Source organism: Aureimonas glaciei (assembly GCF_014643375.1).
Classification (GTDB): domain Bacteria; phylum Pseudomonadota; class Alphaproteobacteria; order Rhizobiales; family Rhizobiaceae; genus Plantimonas; species Plantimonas glaciei.
Genome location: NZ_BMJJ01000006.1, coordinates 235977 through 256470 on the forward strand (window position 1 = coordinate 235977; position 20494 = coordinate 256470).

The following is a 20494-nucleotide window of genomic DNA, read 5'->3' on the forward strand; positions in this document are numbered from 1 at the left end:
GCGCACCCCGTGCCTCAGGCCGCGTCGGCCTCGATTGCGGCGATGATGCCCTGCGTCATGCCCTCGGTGCCGGTCCTTCCCTTGATGTCGCGGGTACGGGTGGCGGGATCGGCAAGCGCCTTGGTGATCGCCCGTTCCATCAGCGCCGCGGCCGCGAGCGCCTCCGGAATTTGCCGGTTGTGGCCAAGCCACTCGACCATCATCCGCGCCGATTCGATCATCGCGAAGGGATTGGCGATGCCCTGGCCCGCGATGTCGGGAGCAGAGCCGTGCGTCGCCTGGGCCATGGCGAGCGCGCCCTCGCCGATGCACAGGCCCGGCGCCATGCCGAGCCCGCCGACGAGGCCCGCCGCCTCGTCGGTGAGGATGTCGCCGAACATGTTGGTGGTGACGACGACGTCGAAACTCCAGGGATCGCGGATCAGCCGCATCGCCATCGTGTCGACGATCACCTCGTCGATGGTGACGTCCGGAAATTCCTGGCCGACGCGGTAGCATTCCTCGACGAACATGCCGCAGCCGAGCTTGAACACGGTGTTCTTGTGCACGACGGTCAGCCGCTTCTTGCGCTGGCGGGCGATCTCGAAGGCGGCGCGGGCGACCTTGGACGAGCCGGCGCGGGTGATCACCCGGACCGAGATGGTGACGTCCTCGGTCGGCCGGAACTCGCCCGAGCCGGCAACGACGTTGCGGTCGGGCTGGAAGCCCTCATTGTTCTCGCGCACGATGACGAGGTCGATGTTGTCGTAGACGGCGCCGAGGCCGGGATAGGAACGCGTCGGCCGGACATTGGCGAAGAGGCCGAAACCCTTGCGCATGATCGGGTGCGGGTTGATCGCGCCGGGTACCTTCGGGTAGGCGCGGTGGCCGATCGGGCCGAGGATGAAGCCGTCCATCTTCGCCAGCGCCTCCATCGTGCCTTCCGGGAAGGTGGAGCCGTGGGTGGGAAGCGCGTTGGCGCCGATCGGCATCGGCCGCCAGTCGATGGCAAGGCCGGTGCGGGCCGCGGCGGCCCGCACGACGGCGACCGCCGCCGGAACGATCTCGAGGCCGATGTCGTCGCCGTCGAGGACGCCGAGGGTGAGATGGGGCTGCATCGGAGCCTCCGTCATGCCGGTCATGCCTGCGCCGCCGAAGCGCTGGCGATGGCCGCGACGTCGTCGCTGGATTCCAGCGCCCAGCCCATGGCGAGCAGGGCCCGCGACGCGACCTCGCCGATCACCGGGACCGACTGGGTGACGAATTTTTCGCCGATGGCCTCGTTCGACAGCGGCCGCTCCAGGCTGCCGATGGCGTGCGGCACGTGCAGTTCGATCCGCTCGCCATCAGTGAGCGTCACCGCGATGTGCACGGCGTCCTCGTGAACGGAGCCGTCGCTGGTCGCCTTGACCTTGTCGCGCAGCGCCATGACGGCGGGATCGCGCACCCGCTCGTCGGTGAAGGCGGTGGGCGAGCCATCGCCATAGAGAAGCGCCGTCGCTGCGGAGTGGAAGACCGAGAATTTCCCCTCGAGGCCGGTGGTCGGCGCGGTCTTGCCGGTCAGCTCCAGCACCAGCGGATGCGTGCGCAGCTCGACCGACGCGATGTCGGCGACGCGCGCGCCGAGCTTGTCACGCAGCTGCTGGCAGCCGTCGATGGCAGGGTGGATGACGATGCCGCAGGCAAACGGCTTGTAGGTGTTGAGGCCGGCCTCCCAGCGCGTGCCGAGGCCGTCGACGATCTCGCCATAATCCTGCTTGGTCGACAGGACGTTCGCCCAGCCGCGCGGCGCCTCGATGGCGCGCAGCGAGGAGTCGAAATCGGCCTTGGCAAGGAAGGCAGCCATGGCACCGTTCTGCGCCGCGCGGCCGGGGTGAAAACTCTTGCACATGGTGCCGAACATTTCGCGGAAGCCCGAGGACTGCGTCGCGGCAATGCCGAAGGCCCAGGTCATCTGCAGCTCGGTCAATCCGAGCAGGCGGCCGGTCGCGGCCGCGGCGCCAAACACGCCGGCGGTGCCGGTGATGTGCCAGCCGCGGTCGTAGTGGTCGGGATAGACCGAGTTGCCGATCCGGCACTCGACCTCGATGCCAGCGATCAGGGCGGTAAGAAAATCGCGGCCGGACACCGCACGCGTCTCGGCGACGGCCAGGATCGCCGAGGCGACCGGCCCGGCGGGGTGGATGATGGTCTTCAGATGCGTGTCGTCATAGTCGAGGACATGCGAGGAGATGCCGTTGAGGAGCGCGGCATGCAGCTCGTCGACGCGCTCGGCGCGGCCGATGACCTGGGCCCGGGCCGGGCCGGAGAAGGGCAAGGCCGCCGCCAAGGCCCGGTCGACGGTCTCGTGGCGGGCGCCGCCGACGGCGCAGCCGAGCCAGTTGACGAAGGTGCGCACGCCCTCGGCGCGGACCGTTTCCGGAATGGCTTCGGCGTCGAGGCCGACGGTCCAGGCGGCGAGGCGCCGGGTGATCTCGGTATCCTGCATGGTCGTCTCTTTCTCGGAAGGGGCACGCTGGGTTTGCGGCGGACCTGTGTGCGGACCGGCAGCACGGCGCGCCGGCGCGGCCCGATGCTCTTGGGGGAATGGATCTGCCGGCGCGCCGTCGCTCCGGCTGCCGACCTGTCGCGGGGCGTGGGGGAGAGCGCCTCTTCCCCCGCGCCGCTCAGGCGACGGTGATCAGGCGCTGGGTCAGCCGGTCGAGCGAGGACATGTCCTCTAGGCCGCGCACGAGGTCGACGATCTCGTCGGCCCGGGCCCGGCCCATGCCGGCGAATTCGGCATTCTCGCGGAATTTGTCGGCGACCTCGTCGTAGCTCATCGGGAAGGCCGGGCTGCCCTTGCCGAAATCGGCGCGGCCGGAGATCTTGCGCCCGTCGGTGAGCTCGATGTCGATCAGCGTCGTCATCAGATGGTAGCCGGCGGCCTCCGCCTCGTCGTCGATGACGAAGTCGACCTTCTCGATCATCGCCTTGACGTCGTCGCGCTCGACCGCTTCGTCGGTGAACTCGGCAAGCCCGGCGCGGCCGTCGAGGAGGAGGATGGCCATGCAGAATTCCATCGAGAATTTCGCCTGCAGCTCGTCCTTCGGACGATGATGGATGAGGGCGTTCGGCATGTTGGAATTGGTGCCGACGCGCACGTGCCGGACGTCCTCGGCGCGGATGCCGTTTTCCTTGATCAGGCGCAGCATCTCGGTCATGCCGGGATGGGTGAGCGAGCCCGACGGGTGCGGCTTGATCGAGATGCCGGGGCTGGCGAAGGTCCAGGGCGCGCCCAGCTTGCCGTAGATGGCGCCCTGATCGTAGCCGCCGCCGGCCGCTGCGAAGAACCCGCGCGGAGCTTCGAGGATGCGCGCCGCCGCGGTCCAGCCATAGGAGGCGAACTGCGCCGCCGCGACGCCGCTCTCGGCCGCCTTGCCGGCGTGGAAAGGCTTCGTCATCGTGCCGAAATTCTCGCGCAGGCCGGCCGACTGGCTGCCGGCGAGGGAGAGGGCGCGCTGGGTCGTCGCGACGTCGAAGCCCATCAGTTTTGCCGCGGCCGCGGCGGCGGCGAAGGTGCCGCAGGTGGCGGTGGCGTGGAAGCCGGTCTGGTAGTGGCGCGGCGCAATCGCCTCGGCGATCTTGCACTCCACCTCGACGCCGAGATGGTAGGCCAGCATGAAGTCGCGCCCGGCGGCGTTGACGAGTTCCGAGATCGCGAGCGCCGCCGGCAGGGCCGGGGCGGTCGGGTGTGTCAGCAGGCCGTAGACCCGGTCCTTGGCGACGGCGAGCTGGGTGTCGTCATAGTCGTCGGCATGAATGCCGACGCCGTTGGCGAAGGCGGCAAAGCGCGGGGCGACGCGGCGACCGCCGCCAATCACCGTGGCCGCGCCTTCGCCGAGATCGAGATCGCTGAGATGCCGGCGAACCAGCTCGCCGCTCTTGGCGACCGAGCCCGAAAGCGCCAGGCCGAAACCGTCGAGGATCGACTTCTTGCCCAGTTCCACCACCTCGGCGGACAGGTCCTCGACCTTCGCCGCGACGATGAATTCGGCAACGTATTTCGTCAGTTCGACATCGACTGCGCTGTTCTGGTTCATGCCCATCCTCGTGAATTCGTATCGGTGCAAACCCGATGTGTCAGGAGGACGGTGCTTCGTCAACTGTTAATTGTCAACAGTTTTGTAGCCATGTCAAACGGCCGCTGCTCCGCCGTGTCGTGAGCGGGCCGGCATCCCGATGGCGTTGGAGAGAAGGCAGACGCCCACGCACGGCGGCGCCTGATCAGGCTGCCGCTCCTTCGTGTTGGGTCGCGAAAAGGGACCGGCGCCCGGACGAGCGCGCGTTCCCGCGCGGTGACTCTCAGCCCGGCTTCGTTGCCCGCGGCTTGCGCGGCGGCTTCGCGGCAGCCGCCTCGCCGGGCTCGGCCGGAGCCCCGGGCTGGCCGGCCTTGCGGGTGCGGATGATGCCGTTGAGGATATGGGTGCGGGCCGCGACGAGAGCGGCGGCGGGGTCGCGGGCCGCGACCGCATCGACGATGGCGCAGTGCTCCTGATTGGAAATGGCGAGCACGTCGCGGCTCGACAGGGCCCGGTAGCGCTGGATGTGCAGTTCGCGCACGAAGCTTTGGTAGATCAGCGCCAGGCGGTTGTTGCCGGCCATCGTCGCGATCTGTTTGTGAAATTCCAGATTGACGGGATAGTAGACGTGCACGTCGCCGAGTGCGACGATCTCGTCCATGCGCTGCAGGAGCGCGCGCAGGATGGCGATCTGGGCGTCGGTCACGGTCTCGGCCAGCATCATCGCCATGCAGCCGAAGACGGCGGCGCGGGCCTCCGACAGGTCCTGCGCCTCGTCGTTGGAGAGGGCGCGGATGAAAAAGCCGCGGTTGGGGATGATCTCGATCAGCCCCATCGCAGCCAGCGCGCTGCAGGCCTCGCGGATCGGTCCGCGGCTGACGCCGAGGCGCTGTGACAGGGCGTTCTCGTTGACCCGCTCGTTCGGCGTGAGTTCGCCGTCGATGATCATCCGCTCGATCTCGGCCTGCACCACATTGGCGAGCGAACGGGTCCGCAGGAAGTCGATCGCCGAGAGGTTCTGCGGCTGCGTCAGGCTGTCCGACATGCAAGGCCCATGGTTGAGGTTCCGATGAAATGAGAGCGGGATGGCAGGCCCAGAGCCCTGCCATCCCGCAGCAAGTTTAGCAACTTACGGTGCCGTTGGCGATGCACGCCGCCCGCGCCGACATCAGCCGCGGGCGTTCATCTGCGAGCCGCCGAGAACCGGCACCCGGTTGGCGACGAAGACGACGGCGAAGGAGGCGGCAAGGAGGATGATGCCGAGCACGCAGATCGCGCCGAGATCACCACTCTCGTTGAGGTCGTAGATGATCACCGAGACCAGCTTGGTGTTGGCGGTGGTGAGCAGGATCGTCGCCGACAGCTCGCGGATGGTGCCGACGAAGACGAAGCACCAGGCGGCGACGACGCTGGTGCGCAGCAGCGGCGCCGTGATGTCCCAGAGCGTGCGCAGCCGCGACGCACCCATGATCCGTCCGGCCTCCTCGAGCTCGGGATGCACGCCCGAAAAGGCCGACGACATCTGCTGGTAGCCGGCCGGCATCTCGATGGTCATGAAGGCGATGAGCAGGATCCACAGCGTGCCGTAGAGCTGGAAGGTTGGGTTGGCATAGCTGAGGAACAGGCCGACGCCGAGGACGATGCCGGGGATCGCCACCGGGGCGGTGGCGAGCACGCCCAGAAAGCCAGAGCCCGGCACCGAGCGGCGCGTCACCAGATAGGAGACGACGACGGCGATGGCGGTGACGATCGTCGCCGTCGCGAAGCCGAGGAGGAAGGTGTTGCGCAGCGCCAGCTGAGTGGCCGAGAACTCGAACAGGACAAAGTTCCAGTGCCGAAGCGTCAGGTTCTCGAAGCTCAGCGAATCGCCGACCGTGGTGGTGAAGGCGGTCTTGATGATCGCGGCATAGGGAAAGATGAAGGTCAGCGACAGCACGGCGAAGACGAAGGCGATCGCCGGCCATTTCCAGGGCCCGAGCGCCACGATGCGCGGCGTGCCGCTCTTGCCGCCGAGGACGGTGTAGCCCTTGCGGCCGAGGATCTGCTTCTGCGCCCTGAGGAGGATCACCGTGATGATGAGGAGCGGCAGGGCGGCGGCGGCGGCAAGGCCGAGCCGCGGCGGAAACTGGAACAGGCTCCAGATCTTGGTGGTGATGACGTGGAAACCGGCCGGCAGCGCCAGGATCGCCGGCGAGCCGAACATGGTCAGCGCCTGCAGGATGGCGATCAGCGTTCCCGCCAGCATGGCCGGCAGGACGAGCGGGATCGTCACCTTGCGCAGCGTGGTCATCGCCTTGCCGCCGAGGATCGACGAGGCGTCCTCGAGGTCGGAGGGCACCCGGTCGAGCGCATTGGCGACCAGCGTGAACACATAGGGGAAGGTGAAGCAGGCGATGGCGAAGACGAGGCCGGTGAAGGTGTAGATGTTGACGAGATAGGCGCCGCGCTCCAGCCCGAAGATCGAGCGGTAGATGACGTTGACGATGCCGCTGTTGGGCGCGGCGATGATCTCGTAGGCGATGGCGCCGAGGAAGGGCGGCGTGACGAAGGACGCGGTCACCATGATGCGGATCAGCCGGCGACCCGGCAGGTCGGTGCGCGAGACCAGCCAGGCCATCGGCGTGGCGACGACGCAGGCGAGGACGCCCACGCCGAGCGCCATGCCGATGGCGAGGCCATAAGCCCTCAAGAGGGTGGGGTCGGCGACGAGGGCGACGAAGTTGTCGAAGGTGAAACCGCCCCCGGCATCGTTGCGAAAGCTGTAATAGACGAGCCAGAACAGCGGTAGGATTACCAGAACGCTCAGGACCAGGGTCAACAGAGCGAAGGTCGGCCAGGAGAGGTCGATCCCGCGGCGCAGGCCGAGGGCAGGAGCGTTGCTGGTCATGACGGATGGATCCCGATTGCCTTACGTGCCGAAGTACTTTTCGTAGTTCGTCTTGATGGTCTGGATCTCAGGCTCGAGCTTGGCCGGATCGGAATGCAGGAGCTTGATGTCGGCGATCGGCGTGCGGCCGGCCTTCTCCTTGACGTCCGGATGGAACGAGCGGAGCCCGCCGAAATCGCTGTTCAGCTGCTGCGCCTCTTTGGAGAACAGGAAGGCGTAGAACAGTTTGGCGGCGTTCGGGCTCGGCGCCTCTTTCAGCACCGCGGCATTGCCGACGGCGAGCGGCGTGCCCTCGGCGGGATAGACGATGTTGATCGGCACGCCCTCGTCCTGCAGGCGGAAGACGTTGTATTCGTTACCGTCGACCTGGATCGAGCGTTCGCCCTGGGCAAGCTTCTTCGGTGGCTCGGTCGAGGATTGGACCTGCATCACGCCCTGCTCGCCGAGCTTTTCGAAAAACTCCCAGCCGAGCAGTTCGGAGAGGACGAATGTCGAGGTCATCACCGTACCGCTGTAGCCGGGATGGGCCTTGACCATCTTGTCCTTGTATTTGGCGTCGAGCAGGTCGGTCCAGGTCTTCGGCGCATCGGCTTCCGGCAAGAGGTCGGAGCGATAGGCGAGGACCGAAAGGTGGGCGCGGTAGGCGGCGAAGTTGCCGTCGGGGTCCTTCTCGTCGGCCGGCCACTTGTCGGCGACTTCCTGCGGGACCATCGGCGCCAGCCAGCCCTCGCGCTTGAAATACTCGAAATGCACGGCGTCCGAGGTCTCGATCACGTCGGCGCCGTAGATGCCCGACGAGTATTCCTGGCCGATGCGCTGGAACACGCGCTCGGAACCCGCCCGCTCCACCTGGACGGCGATCTCGGGATATTTCGACTTGAAGAGGTCGGCGAGCTTCTCGGCGACGGTGACGTCGGTCGCGGTGTAGAAGATCACCTTGCCCTCCGCCTTGGCCGCAGCCTCGAGCTCGGGGGTGACCTGGTAGGGCTCGGGGGCCTGCGCCATGGCCAGTGACGAGACCGACAGGCCCGCCGCCAGGATGGCTGCGCCGAATGTTTTCGTCCACATGCTGTGATTCCTCCCTTATTGCGCGAGCGCCCGGCAGTGCTGTGGTGGAAAGTGCAGCCAGACGTCCTGGCCGACCGGGATCGCGACGTTGACCGGTGCGACGGTGCGCACCGTTTCTCCACCCTTGAGGGCGACGAGATAATCCCGGTGCGAGCCGAGATAGATCTGCCGCGTGACGGTGCCGATGGCGCAATTGGTGGCGTCGGCGGGCTTGTTCTCTGACAGCGCGACGTCGTGGTGGCGCACCGAGACGGCGGCCCTGCCGGTGGCCGGAACGGTCCCGCTGCTGCAGCGCAGGACGAGCCCGCCTTCGCAGACCACGGTGTCGGCCTCGCCGCGGGTGCCGGTCAGAATGTTGGTGCCGCCGATGAAGCGGGCGACGAATTCGGTCTCCGGCCGCTCGTAGATGTCCTCGGGCGATCCGGCCTGCTCGATCCGCCCGTCGTTCATCACGACGATGATGTCGGCGGTGGTCATCGCCTCGACCTGGTCGTGGGTGACGTAGACGGTGGTGTAGCGGAACTCGTCGTGCAGCCTTCGGATCTCGAAGCGCATCTCCTCGCGCAGATTGGCGTCGAGATTGGACAGGGGCTCGTCGAGGAGCAGGATTTCCGGCTTGATCACCAGCGCCCGCGCCAGCGAAACACGCTGCTGCTGGCCGCCGGACAGTTCTCCCGGATAGCGCGCCTCGAGCGCGAGGAGCTGCGTCGCCGACAGGATTTCGCGCACCCGTGTCTTGATGTCGGCCGGGGAGAGACGGCGCAGCTTGAGGCCGTAGGCGACGTTCTCGAACACCGTCATGTGGGGCCAGAGGGCGTAGCTCTGGAAGATCATCGACATGTTGCGGCCTTCCGGCGGCACCGTCGCCGAGGCCGAGGAGACGGTCTGGCCGTCGACGCGAATGGCGCCGCCATTGGCCGCGACGAAGCCGGCGATCAACCGCAGCGTCGTTGTCTTGCCGCAGCCCGACGGCCCGAGCAGACAGACCAGTTTGCCCTTCTCGACCGAGAGGTTGACGCCTTTGACCACGGTCAGAGCGCCATAGCTCTTGGTCAGGCCGTCCAGTTCGAGGAACGCCATGCCATCTCCCAATACTGCGCTGCGCGTGGGCTCCGGCCGGGACCGGGTCCACTGTTCTGCCTTTGTAAGACCCTAGAAACGAAATTGAAGACTGTCAACAGATTACCATTTACATTTCGAGGCTCTGCGTCAGGCTGCTGGACGAAGCCCCGCCGCCCACCGGATCAGCGGGGGCAGGCAGAGGTTGGTGAGGATCGACCGGGTCAGTTGGAAGCCCGCGACAGCTGCCGCCAGGAGGCCGAGGGTGGCCGCCGAAGCGATCATTTCGCCGAGCCCGCCGGGGGCGACGGCGAGGATCGCCGAGACATGGTCGAGATCGCTGAAATGCTCGACCACGGCGGCGAGGCCGACAAAGGCCGTGCCGATGAGGACGATGCCGCTGAGGCAGCCGCCGAGCGCTAGCCGCGGCATCCGGCGAAGCCGGTCCAGCCGGAAGCGCAGGCCGAGCGAGGTGCCGATGGCGATCTGCGCGGCGAAGAGGACGAGCGGCGGCACCGGCGGCAGCGGATGGCCGGCACCGACGACGGCGACGCACAGGAGCATCGGCGCGATGATATAGGCGTTGACGATCCTTGCCCGCGTCGCTGCGGCGGCAATCGCGGCAGAGACCGCGGCGAGGACCAGGATTTCGCTGAGGCCGGCCATGCCGAACAGCGGTTGCGGCGCCTGGGCGGTGCCGGCGACGAGGCCGAGCCAGAGCGGGATCAGCATCAGGACCAGGACGACCCGGAGCGTGTGCACCAGGGCGACGGCCTGTTCGTCGGCCTTCAGCTCCTGCGCCAGCGTCGCCATTTCGGCCATGCCCGCCGGCAACGAGCAGAGCACCGCCGTCAGCCGGTCGACGCCGGCGATTTTCGCCAGCGGCACCGCCAGCAGCAGTCCGGCAAGGTTCGACAGCACCGCGACGGCGAGCATCACCGGCAGCAAGGCCGTCAGGGCGCCGAGAATGTCGGGGGAGAGCACCGCGCCGACCGAGGCGCCGACGAAGAGCTGGCCGCCGCGCCGCAGAGTGCGGCCGCCCGGCACGGTGCCGACGAGATTGGCGACGAGGGCGGCGCCGAGAAGCGATCCGAGGATCGCGGCGAGCGGCAGGTGCAACGCCCGAAACAGTAGGGCGCCGGCCAGGGCGGCGCCGAGCGTCGCGGCCCACAGGCCGGCGGCCCGCAGCAACGTGGCCCGCCGCCGGCCCGGGGGCGGCGGGGCGGGAGAGGGCGCGGACACCCGCGTCAGACCATCAGGGCGCCGCCGTTGACGTGCAGCGTCTGGCCGGTGACGTAGCGCATCGACGGGCCGGCGAGGAGGCGCACCGCGGCCGCGACCTCCTCGGGTGTGCCGCGCCGGCCAAGGACGTTGGTGCGCGTCGCGTGGTGTTTCGGCTCCTCGCCGTCGCGCTTGGTCTCGATCAGGCCGGGGGCGACGCAGTTGACCGTGATGGCGGCCGGGCCGAGATCATGGGCGAGCGCCTTGGTGAGACCCGCCAGCGCGGCCTTGGCGGTGATGACGTGGACGCGGCCGGACGCGCCGCTGTGGCCAGTGAGGCCGCCGATCGAGACGATCGCCGCCCGGTCGCTTTGCTTCAGCGCCGGCAGCGCCGCCTTGGTCAAAAGGAAGACGCTGTCGAGGCAGAGCGCCATGACGGCGCGCCAGTCTTCATAGGTGAGGTCCTCGATCGTCTCCTCCGGCCGGATCGCGGCATTGGCGACGAGGATGTCGAGCCGCCCGAAGGCGGAAAGCGCAGCCTCGACGATCGTCTCGGGCACGGCGGGATCGGAAAGGTCGCCGAGCGCCACCGCGGCGCGGCCGCCGGCTTCCTCGACGAGGCGCGCCGTCTCGGCGGCACCGGCGGCGTCGCGGTGGGCGTGGACGAGCACAGAGGCGCCGCCTTCGCCGAGCGACACGGCGATCGCCCGGCCGATATTGCGCGAGGCGCCGGTGACGAGGGCGACGCGGCCATCGAATTCGCGAACGTTCATGTCAGGGACTCCAGGACGGGGGAGGCGGACAGGCCCGCAATGGCGGGCGCGGCCTTGGGGGCGGCGAAGAGCTGGCCGCAGCGGGCGAGCATGGCCGCGGGGTCGTCGATGCCGCCATAGCGGGCATTGGCGAGGAATTTGGCGTCGAGCTCGTCGCGGCCGAGCGGCGCGTCGACGCCGCCGCGCATGTGATCCTGGCGCGCCTCGAACACGGTGCCGTCGACCAGCGTGATGCGGACATGGCCGGTGAAGCGGGCGGGATAGGGGTCGGCGGGATCGACGACGTAGCTGACGCGGCGGCTGAGCGACAGAAGCGCCGGGTCGGCGATCGCCGCATCCGAGAAGTCGGAGAGGCCGGCTGTGCCGCGCGCGAGACCGAGTGCCACGCCGAAGGGGATGCTGAACTTGGCGGCGTAGGCGGTCGGCGGCGTCTGCTTCATCGCCAGTGGCTCCCACAGCCGGTGAACATAACCGTCCGAGGTGAAGCAGATGATCGTGTCGATCGCCTCCAGCGGCACGCCTTCGGCGCGGAGCTTTTTGGCGCAGTCGATATAGGGCTGCACCATGGTGCCGCAGGGATAGGGCTTGAAGGTGATGGTCTCGGCGATCCAGTTTTCGCCGAGCCCGTCGAAGAGGAGATCGAAGCGCGGCGCCAGCGACGGCGCGAAGGCACGGAAGAAGCCGTGCTCGCCCTCCAGAACCGCGCGGGGGCCGACGAAGCCGGCGCGCCCCATCAGCGCGGCGCGCATTCCCGACTGCGCCGCCCAGCCGGCATGCATGCGCTTGGTCGACGAGCCGTCGCCGAGATATTCGATGATGCCCGACGCGGTCGAGCCGGCGATGCCGAGCGTGTTCTTCAGCGCCTTGGCGTCGGCCCCGATCGCGACGCCCACGGCGAAGGACGAGGCGAGGGCGCCGAGAACGGCGGTCGGGTGGAAGCCGGCCTTGTGGATCGCCTTCGGCGTGACGAGGCCGAGCCGGCAGAGCAGCTCGATGCCGGCGGCGATGCCGAGCATGGTCTGCGCGCCCGACAGGTTCCCGCGCTCGGCCACGGCCAGCACAGCCGGCACGACGACCGCGCCCGAATGCACCGGGCCGCCCTCGAAGGTGTCGTCAAAATCCTCGCCATGCGCTGCCGTGCCGTTGATCAGCGCCGCGTCGGCGGCCGAATAGCGCCCGGCATGGCCGATGGCGACGTGGTTTCCGGGTTCCGCCGCGGCGAGGATGCTGGCGACATAGTCGGTGTGGCGGGCCGCCAGGCACAGGCCGACGACGTCGGTGAGGATGGCCTCGGCCTTATCAGCCATGCCGGTGGGGATGGCCTCGGGCGTGAGCCCGGCGCCCCAGGTGGCGAGTTGCTCCGACAGCGTGGGGCTGAGGGTCTCGGCATTGTCGGGACGGGAAGCTGCAGCCATGGATCAGGATACCTTGTCGATGGGGCTCGCCGCCGGCACCCGGCGGGTGCGGAACTCCTGGACGAGGGAGATCGCGAGGAAGAGGGCGGCGAGAAGGAGGAAGACGACGGCGATGGGATCTTCGAGGAAGATTCGGTGGTCGCCGCCGGCGATGACCAGGGAGCGGCGGTAGTTCGCCTCGATCATGAAGCCGAGCACGAGACCGAGAACGACCGGCAGCATCGGTAAGCCGAAATAGCGCATGCCGAGTCCGAGAACGCCGGCCGCCATGACGATCCCGAGGTCGAAGACGCTGCCGTTCACCGAATAGGCGCCGGCAAGGACGAGCGCGAGGATGAAGGCGCGCAGGTAGTATTTCGGCTGGTTGACCAGCCAGACGCAGCCGCCCAGCGTCAGAAAGGCAGCGGGGATGAGGGCGACGGAGGCGACGATGAGGCCGGTGAACAGGCCGTAGAGGATGGTCGGGTCGCGGTCGAACAGCACCGGGCCGGGGACGAGGCCGTGGATCAGGAAGCCGCCGAGAAGGATCGCCGTGGAATTGGAGGCGGGGATGCCGAAAGACAACAACGGGATCAGGCCGACGCCGGCATCGGCATTGTTGGCCGCCTCCGGCGCGGCGACGCCTTCCGGCGAGCCCTTGCCGAACTCGCTTGGCGTCTTTGAAAAGCGGCGCGCCTCGTTGTAGGCCATGAAGGAGGCGACAGTGCCGCCGGCTCCCGGCATGATGCCGCAGAAGACGCCGATGCCCGAGCCGATGAGGTTGGAGCGCCAGAGTCGTTTCTGCATGGGAAAATCAGGCCATTTCAGCCGCGTGGTCGTGCCCCGGGCGTTGTCGCGCTGGCTCTTGGTCGCCATCTGCTCCAGCACTTCGCTGACCGCGAACAGGCCGACCATCATCAGGATGATCGGCACGCCCGACAGGAGGTCGGGATTGCCGTAGGTGAAGCGGGCGACGCCGCTGACCGGATCGGTGCCGATGGTGGCGATCATCAGGCCGATCAGTGCGGCTAGAACGCCCTTCGAAAGCAGCCCTTCCGAGACGGTGGCGATGACGCTGAGGCCGAGCAGGCCGAGGGCGAAATAGGTGGTGGGGCGGAACTGCAGCGCTAGTTGCGCGAGCGGCGCGGTGAACAGGATGAGGCAGAGAATGCCGGCGAAATTGCCGATCGAGGAGGCATAGAGCGAGATGCCGAGCGCCTCGCCCGACTTGCCCTGCTTCGTCATCTCGTAGCCGTCGATGAGGGTGGCTGCGGCCGCGTTGGTGCCGGGCGTCCGGATCAGGATCGCCGGCACCGAGCCGCCGTACTCGGCCCCGACATAGGTCGCCGCCAGGAGCACGATCGCCGGGATCGGGTCCATCGTGTAGGTGAAGGGCAGGAGCAGCGCCATGGTGATCGAGGGCGACAGTCCCGGCATGGCACCGCCGAAGATGCCGAACACCATGCCGATGATCGCCATCGGCACGACGAGCGTCGTCGTCAGGAGGTCGAGGCTCTGCATGATCGCGTCCATGGGACAGACTCCGGGGCTGACGGGAGGGCGCGCGCCGTCGCGGCGGCCGGACGGTCAAGCTCATTCCGTGCAAGAAGAGGGCGGACGGGCAGGCGGCCTGGTGCCGCCGGCGGCCGCCTTAGAACAGACGGCCGAGGAGACCGGTCGGCAGGTTGAGGCCGAGCAGCGTGTCGAAGAGCAGGAAGAGCGCGACCGCCCCCAGCACCGGCACCAGGATCAGGCGGCGCGACAAGCCGACCCCCTGATAGGCCAGCATGCCCGCCAGAAAGAGCGCGGTCGACGGGATGTAGCCGAGCCAGCGCAGCGCCGCGATGTAGAGGGACGCCATCGCGACCACGCCGGCCGCGATGGCGAAGGTGCGCCCGGGGGTCTCGAACGCTTCCGAGACCGCGGCGGGGAGAAAGCTCCCCGTCCGCTTCAGCCAGAGCTGGTGCAGGATGATCACCGTGGCCGTCACCGCCATGACCCAGCCGAGGATGGTCGGCACGCCCCCGGCGCCGACGCTGTCGCCGAGCGCGCTGCTGCGGATCCGCGACGCCTCGATGAGGTAGACCACCGAAAAGGCGAGGGCGACGAGGCCGAGGCCGAGGTCTCTGGTCATGGTGCGCCTCCTGCTCTGCTCGACCGTCCGGCTACTGGATGACGCCGGCTTCGGTCAGAAAGGTCTTCTGCTCGTTCGCGAAACTCGCCATGAAGGGCGCGTATTCGGCATGCGGGATGAAGGTGCCGATCAGGTTGGAGGCGCCGTAGGCCGCCTTGTATTCCGGATTGGCGAGCAGGATCGGAATGGCCTTCTCCCAGACCGCGATGGCTCCGGGGGAGATTCCCTTGGGGCCGGCGAGGCCGCGGAATTTTCGCACCACGAGGTCGATGCCGGCCTCCTTGACGGTCGGCACGTCCGGAAGGATCGCCAGGCGCTCGTCGGTGGCGACGGCGAGGAGACGGATCTGCTTGGCCTCGAGCTGCGAGCGCAGCTCCTGGACCTCGCCGATGGCGATGTCGAGCGTGCCGTTGAGGACGTTGATCATGGTCTCGCCGCCGCCCTCGCTGGTGACGATGGCGGCATCGACGCCGGCCTTCTTCTTCATGTCCTCCAGCGAGATGCGCTCCAGCGAGCCGGGATTGGCGGCGCCCCAGGCGCTGCGGTTGTCCTTGGCATGGGCGATGACGTCGGCGAGCGTCTGGAAGGGCGCGTCGGCGCGCGTGTAGATCACCGCCGGATCGTAGAAGACGTTCACCACCGGCTCGAGATTCTCGTAGTCGGCCGACAGCTCGCTCATCAGCGAGGTGAAGATGTAGGTCGGGGTCGTGGCATAGAGCACGCTGCCGTCGGTGGCGGCCTGGGCCATGTGCGCCATGGCGTTGGCACCGCTGCCGCCGGAGACGTTCTCGACGACGAAGTCGGCGTCGATGATGTCGCGCAGGTAGCGCGCCATGTCGCGCAGGAAGACGTCGCTGCCGCCGCCGGGGCTGGAATGGGTGACGAGGGTCACGACATCGACCGGATAGGGCAGGGGCTCGGCCGAGGCCGGCTGAAGCAGGAAGACGGTGGCGGCAGCGCCGGCGAAAAGGCCGGCAAGGCGGGGCGCAAAGGACATGTTTCTCTCCCGTTGGTGTGATGGCCCGCCGCTTCTGTCGAGCGGCTGGACCGGTTGGTTTCAGGCGGACCTCGTCTCCTCGACCGGCACGGCAGCCGGAGCCGCGCCGGCCACCTGCGCCATCAGTCGCCGCCGTCCCATCTCGACATGGTCGAAGCAGGCGCGGTAGGCGGCAGCCCCGTCGCGCGAAACGACGGCGTCGACGATCGCCTGGTGCTCGTGATGGGAGACGGCCAGGGTGTCGCCGGACATCAGGTTGCGGGCCCGGAACAGGCGCAGCTGCTTGACCAGCGCGCGGTACTGCGCGGCGAGCACCGTGTTGCCACTGGCGCCGACGATGAAGTCATGAAACTCGAAATTCAGCGGCAGATAGGCCTCGAAAAGGTGGGCGGCGGCGGCCTCGCCCATGACCGCGTGTCGCCGCAGCAGCTCATCACGGTCGCCCGCGCTGCCCGTTTCGGCAAGAAGCTGGCCGGCATAGCCGAACAGGGCCGCGCGCACGCCGTAGACCTCAAGAGCCTTGGCGGTGTCGACGCGGCGGATGAAGATGCCGCGGTTGGGCACGGCCTCGACCAGCCCGGCCGCCTCCAGCCCGCGCAGCGCCTCGCGCACCGGGCTGCGGCTGGTGCCGAACGTCTCGGCCAGCTGCAGCTCGTTGATCCGTTCGCCGACCGGTAGGGCGCCGCGCAGGATCATCGCCTCGATCTCCCGCTCCAGCATGCTGGCGAGAGAGTGCTTTTGCAGGAGGACAAGCTCGGCGGCCGCGGTCATCATGCTTAAAGACGTAATCTGTCGACAAAACTTTGTCAACAATACGCACCACTTTGCGAGTTGCGGTCGAGCAGAGACGAAGGGAGGCTTCGCCGACTGAGGAAGGGAGAGGGAGAGCAGAGAGAGGGGCGGAAGCAGTGAAAGAACGGCCGAGGAAGCCCCGCAGGGCTTTGGGCGTTCGCCTTTAGCTGCCAGCTACCGGTTCGTCGCTGGCGGGGGATACCGCGTGACGACCCCAGGCTTCTCGCCAGGGACACATGAGCGGCTTCCGCCTCTCGTCGCTACCGCGGTCGCTGGACCAGCGGCTGAGGCCCTGCCTGGCCTCACCTCGGCCGATGCCGCCTTGTCAGGTATAGGTGCAGCCCGCGCGCTCCAGCGCCTTGTCGACCCAGGAGCGGTCGACGGTGCCGGCCTCGGTCTCTTCCATCTGCCGCGTCTCGCCCTGGTGCTTCTTCTGCGCGCCGGCGAGGACGGCCGCGGTGTCGCCATAGGCGACCGAGAGGACGCCGTCCATGTCGCCCAGCACCAGATCGCCCGGGGCGACACTCATGCCGTCGAAGGCGACGGGAAATCCGATCTCGCCCGGACCGTCGCGGTAGGGGCCGCGGTGGTTGATGCCGAGCGCGAAGACTGGGAGGTTGCGGGTGAGGAAGGCCTCGGCGTCGCGCACAGCGCCATAGAGGACGAAACCGCCGACGCCGCGCTTGATCGCATGCGCCAGCATCAGCTCGCCCATCAGCGAATTGGTGAGGTCGCCGCCGGCATCCATGACGATGATGTCGCCGGGCTCGGCCATGTCGATGGCCTTGTGCAGCATCAGGTTGTCGCCGGGGCGCGAGCGGACGGTGAGCGCGGGCCCGGCAAGAGTGCCGCTCTTGTGCATGGGCCGGAGGCGCGGGCCGGCGGAGGACAGGCGCGACATGGCATCGCTGACATTGGCGACGGGCAGGGCGCGAAAACTGTCAACGGTGGCGCTGTCGACGCGGGTCCAGCTGCGGTTGATTCTGAAGCCTACGGGCATGGTGGTGGTTCCTTTTGCGGTCGAAGGGTCAGGCGGCGAGGGTGTCCGCATGCGAGAGGCTGGCTTCGTCCGGCGCCTTGCCGTCGAGCACGTCGATGATGTGGCGGGCGGCGATCTCGGCCATCGAGCGAGCCGATCCGGTGGTGACGCCGCCGATGTGCGGGGTGGCGACGAGCGTGCCAAGCGGCCAGAGCGGGCTGTCCGTCGGCGGCGGCTCGGCGGCGAAACTGTCGAGCGCGGCGCCGGCAATGCGCTTCTCCGCCAGGGCTTCCGCCAAAGCGGACTCGTCGATGATGCCGCCGCGGGCGGTGTTGACGATCAGCGCCGTCGGCTTCATCAGCGCCAGCCGGCGGGCATCGATCAGGTGACGGGTCTCGACCGTCAGCGGGCAGTGCAGGCTGACGATGTCGGCCGCCGCGACGAGGTCGTCGACGGTCTTCGCCTCGGTATAGCCCGCGGCCGCGATCGCCGCGGAGGCCATCGGGTCGTAGACGCTGACCTCCATGCCGAGCGCCTCGGCGAGGCGAGCGGTGTGGCGGCCGATGGCGCCGAAGCCGACGAGGCCGATCAGCGAGCCGGCGATGTCGCGGCCGATGAAGGTCGGCTTCGGCCATTCGCCTGATTTCACCGCCCGGTCGAGCGGCAGCACTTCCTTGATCAGGGTCAGCGCCAGGGCGATGGCGTGCTCGGCGACGGCGAGCGAGTTGGAGCCGAGCGAGCGCAGCACCGGAATGCCGCGGGCGGCGGCGGCGCGCAGGTCGATGTTGTCGATGCCGACGCCGTGCTTGACGATCACCTTCAGCTTCGGCGAAGCCGAGATGACGAGGTCGTTGACCTTGCCCTGGCGCACCATGATGGCGTCGACGCCGAGGTCCCGGGCCCGCGCCGCGACGACGTCCGGCGCGTCGTAGGGCGGCGAGAAGAAGACGTCGATGTCGTGGGCATTCAGCAGCGCCACGGCGCTCGGGGCGATCTGGGTGTGGGTCACCAGGATGCGCCGGCTGCGGCCGCTGCCGTTGGGGGTTTCGCTCGGCATGGCGAGGGCTCCTTGACGGAAAGGCTAGAGGCGTTCGGAAAGGGCGATGACCGCTTCGGCGCGGGTGACGATCGGCGCGTCGACGAAGCGGCCGTCGAGGGTAAAGGCGCCGGTGCCGGCGGCTGCGGCCTCGGCATTGGCCGCGATCACCCTGCGCGCCCAGGCGATCTCCGCCTCGGACGGGGCGAAGGCCTCGTTCAGAATGGCGACGACGCTCGGATGGATGCAGCTGGCGCCGTCGAAGCCGAAGTCGCGGGCCTCGCGGGCGGCCATCCGCATGCTCTCGACGTCGCTATAGTCGGCGACCGTGCGCAGGAGGCCGAAGGACAGGACGCCCGCCGCCTTCGCCGCCATGTGGATCAGCTGCTTCGGCAGCTTCAGCACCTCGGGCGTCGGCAGCGCGCCCATGGCGGTGGCGAGATCTTCGGCGCCGGCGCTAAGGGCCAGCACCCGCTCGTGCCCGGCGATCGGCCGGGCGTCGAACACCGAGCCCGGATCCTCGATCAGCGGCACGAAGACCATGGGCTTGCGGCCGAGTTTCACCTCGATCGGGGCGATATGGCGGGCGATGGCGGCGAGGAGGTCGGGCGTCGTGACCTTCGGGATGTAGAGCCCGTCGGCGCCTGCCCGGCAGGCCGCGGCGGCGTCCGGCAGGAGACGCTCGTCGGAATTGTTGACGCGCACGAAGGTCGTGGCGCCGCCGCGGCCGACGCTCCGCACGCTGTCCGTCAGGGCCTCGCGCGCCGGCGTCTTTTCGGACGGCGCGACGGCGTCCTCGAGATCGACGATCACCGCATCGGCGCCGCGCTCGTGTGCCTTGGCGATGAATTTCGGGCTGCTGCCGGGGACGTAGAGCAGGGAGCGGATCATGGCGTGGCCTTGCTCGCCGCGGCAATGGCGGCGATGGCGTCCGCATCGAGGCCGATCTCGCTGAGGATTTCGCCGTTGTGCTCGCCCAGCGAGGGCGCAGGCCGCCGCCAGACGCCGGGGGTGGCGGAGAGGCGCGGCACGATGTTGTGCATGGGCAGCGAGCCGTTGTCGGCGTCCTCGACCTCGACGAAGATCTCGCGCTCCTCGAAATGCCGGTCGACCGCGATGTCGGCGATGTCGAAGACCGGGCCGACGGTCGCCCCGGCTTCGCGCATGATCGCCAGAGCCTCGTCGCGGTCGCGTGCGGCGAACCAGGCGCCGACGGCGGCATCGACCAGGAAGCGGTTGCGCACGCGTTCGCCGTTCGTGGCAAAACGCGGATCGGTCTTCATCTCGGGATGCCCGATGATGTCGAAGATGCGCATCGTCACCGCCTGCATCGAGCCGGACAGAGCGACGAACTTGCCGTCGCGGCAGCGGTAGATGTTGCGCGGCGAGACGGTGTTGGAGCCGCTGCCGACGCGTTCCTTGACCTTGCCGGTGACGCGGTGGATCGAGGCCTCCGGCCCGAGCACGGCGAAGATCGGCTCGAGCAGCGACAGGTCGATGACCTGGCCGTGCGCCATGCCTTTCTCGCGGGCGAGCAGCGCCATGGTGGTGGCCTGCGCGCCGAACATGCCGGAGATCATGTCGGCCAGCGCCAGCGGCGGCAGCACCGGCTCGCGGTCGGGGAAGCCGGTGCGGGCGGCAAAGCCGCTCATCGCCTCGACCAGCGTGCCGAAGCCGGGGAGGTGGGCATAGGGGCCGGTCTGGCCGAAGCCGGAAATCCGAACGACGATCAGCTCGGGATTGAGCTCCAGCAACGTCTCGGGGGCGAGGCCCATCTTTTCCAGCGTCCCCGGGCGAAAGTTCTCGACCAGGACGTCGGCGGTGCGGATCAGCGTCTTCAGCGCGTCGAGCGTTGCGGCGTCGCGCAGGTTCATCACCAGCGAGCGCTTGTTGCGGGCATAGGTCTTCCAGTGCAGCGACTGGCCGTTGTCCTTCCAGTCGCGCAGCGAGTCGCCGGAGGGCGGCTCGATCTTGATGACGTCGGCGCCGAAGTCCGCCAGCTGCAGCGTCAGCATGTTGCCGGCGACGAGGCGCGACAGGTCGACGACGCGCACGCCCGACAGCGGGCCCTTGGCCGAAGGGTCGAAGCGGATGACGGGCTTTTCGGTCTTCAT

The 20494-nt window shown here is 68.5% G+C and carries 18 protein-coding genes; all 18 read right to left on the reverse strand.

Annotated elements, in window-relative coordinates; genetic code table 11:
* Window positions 1-14: 14 nt before the first annotated feature.
* On the reverse strand, window positions 15-1097 hold the full coding sequence (locus IEX88_RS14175) for an isocitrate/isopropylmalate dehydrogenase family protein (RefSeq protein ID WP_244640179.1): 1083 nt from the start codon (window positions 1095-1097) through the stop codon (window positions 15-17).
* 20 nt (window positions 1098-1117) lie between these two features.
* Window positions 1118-2467 (reverse strand): MmgE/PrpD family protein, encoded by a 1350-nt coding sequence (locus IEX88_RS14180; RefSeq protein ID WP_188851732.1) that lies wholly within the window; start codon window positions 2465-2467, stop codon window positions 1118-1120.
* 178 nt (window positions 2468-2645) lie between these two features.
* Window positions 2646-4061, reverse strand: a complete 1416-nt coding sequence (locus IEX88_RS14185) for an MmgE/PrpD family protein (protein ID WP_188851734.1) — start codon at window positions 4059-4061, stop codon at window positions 2646-2648.
* A gap of 262 nt (window positions 4062-4323) precedes the next feature.
* Entirely contained in the window at window positions 4324-5085 is a 762-nt protein-coding gene (locus IEX88_RS14190) for an FCD domain-containing protein (protein ID WP_188851736.1), read from the reverse strand.
* 123 nt (window positions 5086-5208) lie between these two features.
* Complete coding sequence (locus tag IEX88_RS14195) at window positions 5209-6927, reverse strand: ABC transporter permease (RefSeq protein WP_188851738.1); 1719 nt, start codon at window positions 6925-6927, stop codon at window positions 5209-5211.
* 21 nt (window positions 6928-6948) lie between these two features.
* On the reverse strand, window positions 6949-7995 hold the full coding sequence (locus IEX88_RS14200) for an extracellular solute-binding protein (protein ID WP_188851741.1): 1047 nt from the start codon (window positions 7993-7995) through the stop codon (window positions 6949-6951).
* A 15-nt stretch (window positions 7996-8010) separates the two neighbouring features.
* The gene (locus tag IEX88_RS14205) at window positions 8011-9075 is read right to left on the reverse strand and encodes an ABC transporter ATP-binding protein (RefSeq protein WP_188851743.1); all 1065 of its coding nucleotides are present in this window, start codon (window positions 9073-9075) and stop codon (window positions 8011-8013) included.
* Window positions 9076-9204: 129 nt separating this feature from the next.
* Window positions 9205-10245: an AbrB family transcriptional regulator gene (locus IEX88_RS14210; protein WP_188851745.1), complete on the reverse strand. Its 1041-nt coding sequence runs from the start codon at window positions 10243-10245 to the stop codon at window positions 9205-9207.
* A gap of 56 nt (window positions 10246-10301) precedes the next feature.
* Complete coding sequence (locus IEX88_RS14215) at window positions 10302-11048, reverse strand: SDR family NAD(P)-dependent oxidoreductase (protein ID WP_188851747.1); 747 nt, start codon at window positions 11046-11048, stop codon at window positions 10302-10304.
* On the reverse strand, window positions 11045-12463 hold the full coding sequence (locus tag IEX88_RS14220; protein ID WP_188851749.1) for an MmgE/PrpD family protein: 1419 nt from the start codon (window positions 12461-12463) through the stop codon (window positions 11045-11047). The genes IEX88_RS14215 and IEX88_RS14220 overlap by 4 nt, the downstream gene beginning before the upstream one ends.
* A gap of 3 nt (window positions 12464-12466) precedes the next feature.
* Window positions 12467-13975 carry a tripartite tricarboxylate transporter permease gene (locus IEX88_RS14225; RefSeq protein ID WP_188851751.1) on the reverse strand — a complete coding sequence of 503 codons (1509 nt, stop codon included), beginning with the start codon at window positions 13973-13975 and terminating at the stop codon, window positions 12467-12469.
* A 118-nt stretch (window positions 13976-14093) separates the two neighbouring features.
* A complete protein-coding gene (locus IEX88_RS14230) occupies window positions 14094-14576 on the reverse strand; it encodes a tripartite tricarboxylate transporter TctB family protein (RefSeq protein ID WP_188851753.1) in 483 nt (160 codons plus the stop codon).
* Between the two features lie 31 nt (window positions 14577-14607).
* On the reverse strand, window positions 14608-15573 hold the full coding sequence (locus IEX88_RS14235; RefSeq protein WP_188851755.1) for a tripartite tricarboxylate transporter substrate binding protein: 966 nt from the start codon (window positions 15571-15573) through the stop codon (window positions 14608-14610).
* 60 nt (window positions 15574-15633) lie between these two features.
* Window positions 15634-16347: an FCD domain-containing protein gene (locus IEX88_RS14240; RefSeq protein ID WP_188851757.1), complete on the reverse strand. Its 714-nt coding sequence runs from the start codon at window positions 16345-16347 to the stop codon at window positions 15634-15636.
* Window positions 16348-16690: 343 nt separating this feature from the next.
* Window positions 16691-17365, reverse strand: a complete 675-nt coding sequence (locus IEX88_RS14245) for an RraA family protein (protein WP_188851758.1) — start codon at window positions 17363-17365, stop codon at window positions 16691-16693.
* Between the two features lie 28 nt (window positions 17366-17393).
* Entirely contained in the window at window positions 17394-18401 is a 1008-nt protein-coding gene (locus IEX88_RS14250) for a hydroxyacid dehydrogenase (RefSeq protein WP_188851760.1), read from the reverse strand.
* A 24-nt stretch (window positions 18402-18425) separates the two neighbouring features.
* On the reverse strand, window positions 18426-19271 hold the full coding sequence (locus tag IEX88_RS14255; RefSeq protein ID WP_188851762.1) for an HpcH/HpaI aldolase/citrate lyase family protein: 846 nt from the start codon (window positions 19269-19271) through the stop codon (window positions 18426-18428).
* Window positions 19268-20494, reverse strand: coding sequence for a CaiB/BaiF CoA transferase family protein (locus IEX88_RS14260; RefSeq protein WP_188851764.1), 1227 nt, complete (start codon window positions 20492-20494; stop codon window positions 19268-19270). Before IEX88_RS14260 ends, IEX88_RS14255 begins: the two co-directional genes overlap by 4 nt.